The following is a 5,546-nucleotide window of genomic DNA, read 5'->3' as shown; positions in this document are numbered from 1 at the left end:
CCAGGCCCGTCACCGTGCCCCCGGTGTCATCCGGCCTGCCCCGACCGGGCGAGTTCGTCCACGAACAGAGGCGGCGTGGTCGCCTCCACCCGCGCCCACACGCCCGCGAGCGCGTCGGGGTCCAGCATGGGCGCGGCCAGGGTCAGGCAGCTCAGGTGGTGGGCGCAGACCAGCCGCACGCCCGTGTCGCCCAGCCGCTCGCGTTCCTCCGGGGTCAGCAGGCTGGCAAAGGCCTGGGGGTCGCCCAGCGCCGGGTGCCCGCCCTGGCGCAGCGCGGCCCGCAAAAAGGCGGCCACCTCCGCCGGATTGAGCCAGAAGCCGAACATCAGCTCGCCGGACAGCGCATCGAGTTGGCCCATCCCCCCCGGCGGCAACCCGCCGCGCACCAGCCGCCGGGCGAGGTCCTGCCGCTCGATGCGCCGCGCCGCGTAGCCTGCCAGGGTCAGCACGTCGCCCGCCGGGGCCACCCGCCCCCCGACGGCCCGGCGCAGGCGGTGGGCCAGGACATAGCCCTGGTACTCGCGCAGCATCTCGGGCACACCGCCCGTCGCGTGGTGGGGTGGGGTCACCGCGCCATTGTGCCGTCCCCGCCTCCCGCCCGACCGTGAGCCAGACTGCCGCCGCGCGGGCAGGGGCAGCAAAGCCTCAAGCCCCTTCCACACCGGAACCCGTATGAAACGATGACTTTTCCCGCTGCTGGAACACGCGGACGGGACAAAGGGCACTCGCCTGGCCCGTCCCCGGCCCTTACCCTGGGGGGGTACCCCAGCGTCGTGGCCTTCAGTCCGGCCATCCGCCCCCGACCACGTGGCCTCACGCGGCGGACGACTTCTCTCCCCTTCTTTTCCTGGAGCGTGATTCCACGATGCAGCTTGTGCGGCAGGCCCACCCCTTCGAGTACCGCGACCACCACGGCGTCGACCGCCTGGGAAGCGCCGACCTGTGGCGCAGCCGGAGCGGTGACCGGGCGGTGCTGGTCCTGCGCGGCCTGCCGCCGGGCGAGCTAGGGGCCCACGGCGTGCGGGCGCTGCGGACGCTGGACACCACCCTGCTGCCCTACCTGCTGCGGCCCGACGTGCGCCTGAATGTGCTGGTGCTGCACCGGGAAGCGGGCGGCACCGCCAAGGCGCGGGCGCTGGTGCTGCCGCTGAGCGCCTGACGGCGACCCGGCAGGACTACTCCAGCACGTACCGCACGCCCTCCTCGAAGGGCACGCGGTCTGCCTCGGCGCGGGGCAGCACCACGGTGCGGCGCCAGGGCATCCACTCGGTCTGCCCCGCCCCGGAGCGCAGGTAGCCGTGCAGCCCGACCTCCACCGTGCGGGCCTCGCCGTGCAGCCAGGCGGCCAGCACCGCCCGCAAGGCGTCGGGGTCGCGCAGGGGACCGGTCAGGCGGGCCGACGGCACCGGGGCGCCGGGCTGGTCGTGCCGGGCGTAGAGGTCCACCGTGAAGCCCTCGGCGGCGGCGAGTACGGCGAGCGCCTGATCGCGCGGCAGGGCCTGGGCAAAGGCGACGTGCAGGTCGAGGTCAAAGCCGCGCACGCCCTTGTCGGTGCGGGTGGAGGTGGGGGGGCGGGTCATGGGGCCAGGGTAGCGGGTCGGCGGGCTAGGCTGGGGGCCGTGCCCTCACGATCTGGACCGGTGACTCCCGACCCCTTCCCCCTGCTGACCCGGCTGGAAGGCGTGCGGATGCTGGGTCTGGGGGAACCCACCCACGGCACCGCCGAGAGCATTTGACAGAATTACGGCCCCCCGGGAAGGGCGCCCCAGTNACTCCCGACCCCTTCCCCCTGCTGACCCGGCTGGAAGGCGTGCGGATGCTGGGTCTGGGGGAACCCACCCACGGCACCGCCGAGAGCATTTGACAGAATTACGGCCCCCCGGGAAGGGCGCCCCAGTTGCCTCCATTCTGCCCAATGCTCTTCTTCAATTCGCTCGCTCCGCTCGGCCAACGAATGCGGAAACCCAGCGCATTCTTATGGCAAATGCTCTAGGCGTTCCGGTGGAAGGGCGAGGTCATCCTGGCCCTGGCCCAGTCCGGGCGGCTGCGCGTGCTGGCCTGGGAATGCGGCCTCGCCACCGGCCGCCTGCTGGACGCGGCCCTGCGTGGGGAGGGCGACCTGGAGGCCGCGCTGCGTGCCCAACGCTTCTGGACCTGGGAGACACGGGAGATTCTGGATGCGCTGACCCGGCTGCGGGCCTGGAACCTGTCGCAGCCGGGCGAGCGGCGGGTCCGTTTCGTCGGCGCGGACGTGCAGGAGCCGTACCTGGGGGTGGCCGACCTGATCGCCGCCGGACACGCGCACCCCGCGCTCGCCGGACTGACCGCGCGGGGCCGTGTGGAGGCCGGAAGTCTGGAGGCCCGCGAACTCCACGAGGTGCTATGCGAGGTGGAGGCCGCCGAACTCGACCCGGAGCGCCGCAGCCTCGCCCGCAGTGCCCGGCGGTACGTGGACGCCTACCTGCTGGAGGCCGGGCACACCCGCCTGGGCCTGCGCGACCGCTTCATGGCCGAGACGCTGCTGGAAGAGGGGCTGGACCCGGCTGGGCTCACGGTGTTCTGGGCGCACAACGAGCATGTGGCCGTCAACCCCAGCTTCCACGGCTCGCCCGCCGCCGGGTTCGTGCTGCGCCAACAGCTCGGCCCGGCGTATCTGGCGGTCGGGATGATGATGGGGCAGGGCATCTTCCGCACCCGCAACCATGACGTCCCCGGCCACCCGAAGCCGCTGGCCGACCTGCCGGTGGGGCCACCCGCCGCCCACCACTCGGAAGACCTCTTCGCGGGGCGGGGCGACGGGCTGTACGGCGCCCGCGACCATCCCCATCCCGGTCCCCGGCGCTTTCTGGGTGGGCAGTACGGGACAGAGTGGGCGCAGCGGGAGCCACAGGTCTTCGAGCTGGCCCGGCCCCTCTCCGACTTCGACCTGATCGCCTTTCAGGAACGGACCAGCGCCGCGCAGCCCCTGCCCGCTACCGCCCCAGCCCCTCGCTGAACGCCACCGCTGCCCCCCACTCCGGGCGGTCGATCAGGGGGTTGCGGTTGCCCTGCTTCTCGAAGATGGCCGCGTTGCGGTGCCGTTCCCAGTCGCCGGGCGGGTCCTGTTCGTGCCACGCCAGCAGCGTCTGCAGGTGCCGCTCGCCGTACTGCCGCACCACGCCGGGGTAGCGCAGCAGAAAGTAGAGGGTCGCCCGGGCCGCCGCCCCCTTGCCGTGCGCGGGCTCGAACTCGCCGGGCTCGCGCCGCCCGCACTCGCTGCGGATGGCCTCGCCGTAGTCGGGAAAGTCGAAGTAGGGGGTATTGCCCCGGAACGAGTTGCAGTCCGGCTCGCACGCGAAGAGGTGGTGCAGGTCCCCGCGCATGGGCTCGCGCTTGCCGAACCACGACTGCGGCACCACATGCTCGCAGTTGTAGGGCAACGCGGCCTCCAGCGCCTCCGCGTCCAGCCCCTCGCGGGCGGCCAGGGCTATGCGGCGCTCCTGCGCGGCGCGGTCGGCGGCGATGAATTCTTCGGGCGTATGCTCGCGGGCCGAGTACAGGCTGCGCAGCTTGCCGTCGGGCCACAGGTCCACCCAGGGATAGAGGTCGTCGGCGGGGTCATAGCTCAGCGTGCGGGTGTGGGTGCGCGTCACCCGCTCGGAGAGGGCCTGAAAGCGGGTCTGGGGGGTGCCGCCCTCCGGCAGGTCCGCGTAGTACGCCGCCGCCCGCTCGCCGTCCGCCGGGTCGAGGTAGGGGCGGGTGGGGGCCGGGGCCGGGCGACCCGCTTCTCCACTCCCCACCCGCAGGCGCAGGGTCACGGGCACCGTCGCGACCCCGTCCGCCCCCACCGTCACGCGGCCGAGGTCGAGAACCGGGGCAGTCCCGGCGCTCTGACGTTCGGTGCCCACCGAGGGCCGCTGGGCCGACAGCACGCCCGCCAGCAGGGGACTCGCCGCACCCTCGGCCCGCGCCCGCAGGTCCTCCACGATGCGGCTGATCCGCACGCCCTCGTTGGCGACCCAGTCGATCAGGGTGTCGGGGTCGCCGGGCTGCACGGGCTGACCGCCCCGGCGCAGGGTCCGTCCGCCCGCGTCCTTGCGCGGCACGCCGCTGTGGTGCAGGGCCACGACCTCCCAGGCGTCGTTGAAGACCGGGCTGCCGCTCGACCCCGGCGCGGTGTCCGTCTCGTAGTGCAGAAAGTCGGGCAGCAGGTCCACGAGGCGGTTTTCGCGCAGGGCGACCTGCTTGGGCTCGCCGGAGGGATGCTGGATGATGCTCAGCGCCTCGCCCACGAGCACCTTGCCCACGCTGCCAAACAGGGGCAACCACCCGAAGGCCGACGTGTCGCCACCCACCGCGACGAGCGAGTAATCCAGCCCCTCCGAGGTCACGAAGAGGGTGTCGGGGTCGAGGTCCAGCGTCACCCGGTCGCGCAGGGTGCCGTCGGGCCGCTGTTCATAGTCGAACTCGACGACGGCAGTGCGGGCCGAGGCCGCGTCCTCCAGCACGTGGTTGTTGGTGAGCAGGGCGCCGGGGCCGCACAGCCAGCCTGTGCCGTAGCCCCGCGTCCGCCCCCGGCTGTCGCGCAGCACGACGCGCCCCACCGCCCGCGACGCTGCCCGCGCGAGGTCGAGATACGCCACGCCGACCAGATCGTTGGCCCCCAGCACCCGCTCCAGCGGCAGCCGCGTGTCTTCGGGAAGCTGGGCGGCGACATCCCGCCCATCGGCCTGCCCCGTGGCCACCGCCCGCGCTTCGGGCAGCGGCACGCCCAGGCGGGTCAGGCGGGCCTCCACCCGCGCCTCGGTGTCGGCGGCGAGGGGGCCGCCCGCCTCCAGCCGCGCCCGGCACTCCTGGCGCTCGGGGTCCCGGCGAATGTAACGGGCCTGCGTCTGCTCCAGCAGCTCACGCGGAATGTCCATGCGGGCCAGGGTAACGGGTGGGGGTGAGGGCGGTTTACTGCTGCCTCCACCCGGCCCAGACGCCCAGCGGCCCGGCGCCCGCGACACCGCAACGCGCCTTGTAAGGCAAGCCCGCCGGAGTGGCCCACTGGCTCAGGGGACGGTCGGGGCCGTACACGTCTGGATTGCGCTGCTGAGTGGCCAGACCGGCGGTGATGCAATCCGCCACCGCCTGCGGAGTGAAGCGCCGCCCGGTCGCCAGCTTCAGGAACTCGGCACCCAGCCGACGCTCCCGCAAGGTCAACGAGCTGCCCAGCCGTGCCCCGTACTTCAGCAGGAAAACGTTGCTGACCCAACCGCCCGGTTGCACATAAGCCTCCAGGGTCCACCCATCCGGCAACCGATAAGCGTATCCGATTCCTTCCGGCCACCCCATCGGCGTGAATTGCCGCTCCAGCCTGCAACCGTTCGCCTTACAAAACGCCGTCTGAGTCACGTCCACCCGCTGGCCCAGCCAGGAGGTCGGGGGGTCAGCACCGCCAGCGAGAGTCCCTCCACTCAACAACGCACCCAGTGCCAGCACCGACCGCAAACGCCCTTTCATACCCGGCAAGCTACACAAAAAAAACTATGACGGCAAAGGGGGCTTGAGGAGTAGGCTGGGAG

Annotated in this window: 6 protein-coding genes; 2 read left to right on the top strand and 4 right to left on the bottom strand. The window is 72.6% G+C overall.

The features are described 5' to 3' along the window. Nucleotides 1–26 precede the first annotated feature (26 nt). Nucleotides 27–569, bottom strand: a complete 543-nt coding sequence (locus QOL99_RS14735; protein ID WP_326522589.1) for a hypothetical protein — start codon at nucleotides 567–569, stop codon at nucleotides 27–29. 296 nt (nucleotides 570–865) lie between these two features. Between QOL99_RS14735 and QOL99_RS14730 the strand changes: the two genes are divergently transcribed. Then, nucleotides 866–1,159: a hypothetical protein gene (locus QOL99_RS14730; protein WP_285524933.1), complete on the top strand. Its 294-nt coding sequence runs from the start codon at nucleotides 866–868 to the stop codon at nucleotides 1,157–1,159. Between the two features lie 16 nt (nucleotides 1,160–1,175). On the opposite strand, the gene QOL99_RS14725 is transcribed toward QOL99_RS14730, so the two are convergent. Then, a complete protein-coding gene (locus tag QOL99_RS14725; protein WP_285524932.1) occupies nucleotides 1,176–1,580 on the bottom strand; it encodes a hypothetical protein in 405 nt (134 codons plus the stop codon). A 470-nt stretch (nucleotides 1,581–2,050) separates the two neighbouring features. Here QOL99_RS14725 and QOL99_RS14720 point away from each other — a divergent pair, with 470 nt between their 5' ends. Then, the gene (locus tag QOL99_RS14720; protein ID WP_285524931.1) at nucleotides 2,051–2,995 is read left to right on the top strand and encodes an erythromycin esterase family protein; all 945 of its coding nucleotides are present in this window, start codon (nucleotides 2,051–2,053) and stop codon (nucleotides 2,993–2,995) included. On the opposite strand, the gene QOL99_RS14715 is transcribed toward QOL99_RS14720, so the two are convergent. Then, nucleotides 2,973–4,901 carry an endonuclease gene (locus tag QOL99_RS14715; RefSeq protein WP_285524930.1) on the bottom strand — a complete coding sequence of 643 codons (1,929 nt, stop codon included), beginning with the start codon at nucleotides 4,899–4,901 and terminating at the stop codon, nucleotides 2,973–2,975. The two genes, QOL99_RS14720 and QOL99_RS14715, sit on opposite strands and share 23 nt — an antisense overlap. Before the next feature lie 34 nt (nucleotides 4,902–4,935). After that, nucleotides 4,936–5,280, bottom strand: a complete 345-nt coding sequence (locus tag QOL99_RS14710) for a hypothetical protein (RefSeq protein WP_285524928.1) — start codon at nucleotides 5,278–5,280, stop codon at nucleotides 4,936–4,938. Between the last annotated feature and the right edge of the window lie 266 nt (nucleotides 5,281–5,546).

Source organism: Deinococcus rhizophilus, from assembly GCF_030271215.1.
GTDB lineage: Bacteria > Deinococcota > Deinococci > Deinococcales > Deinococcaceae > Deinococcus > Deinococcus rhizophilus.
This window is presented reverse-complemented; position numbering and strand designations above follow the sequence as displayed.

Coding starts and splice junctions, on each gene's coding strand:
- QOL99_RS14730 (WP_285524933.1), top strand. CDS start 866: ATGCAGCTTGTGCGGCAGGCCCACCCCTTCGAGTACCGCGACCACCAC.
- QOL99_RS14725 (WP_285524932.1), bottom strand. CDS start 1,580: ATGACCCGCCCCCCCACCTCCACCCGCACCGACAAGGGCGTGCGCGGC.
- QOL99_RS14715 (WP_285524930.1), bottom strand. CDS start 4,901: ATGGACATTCCGCGTGAGCTGCTGGAGCAGACGCAGGCCCGTTACATT.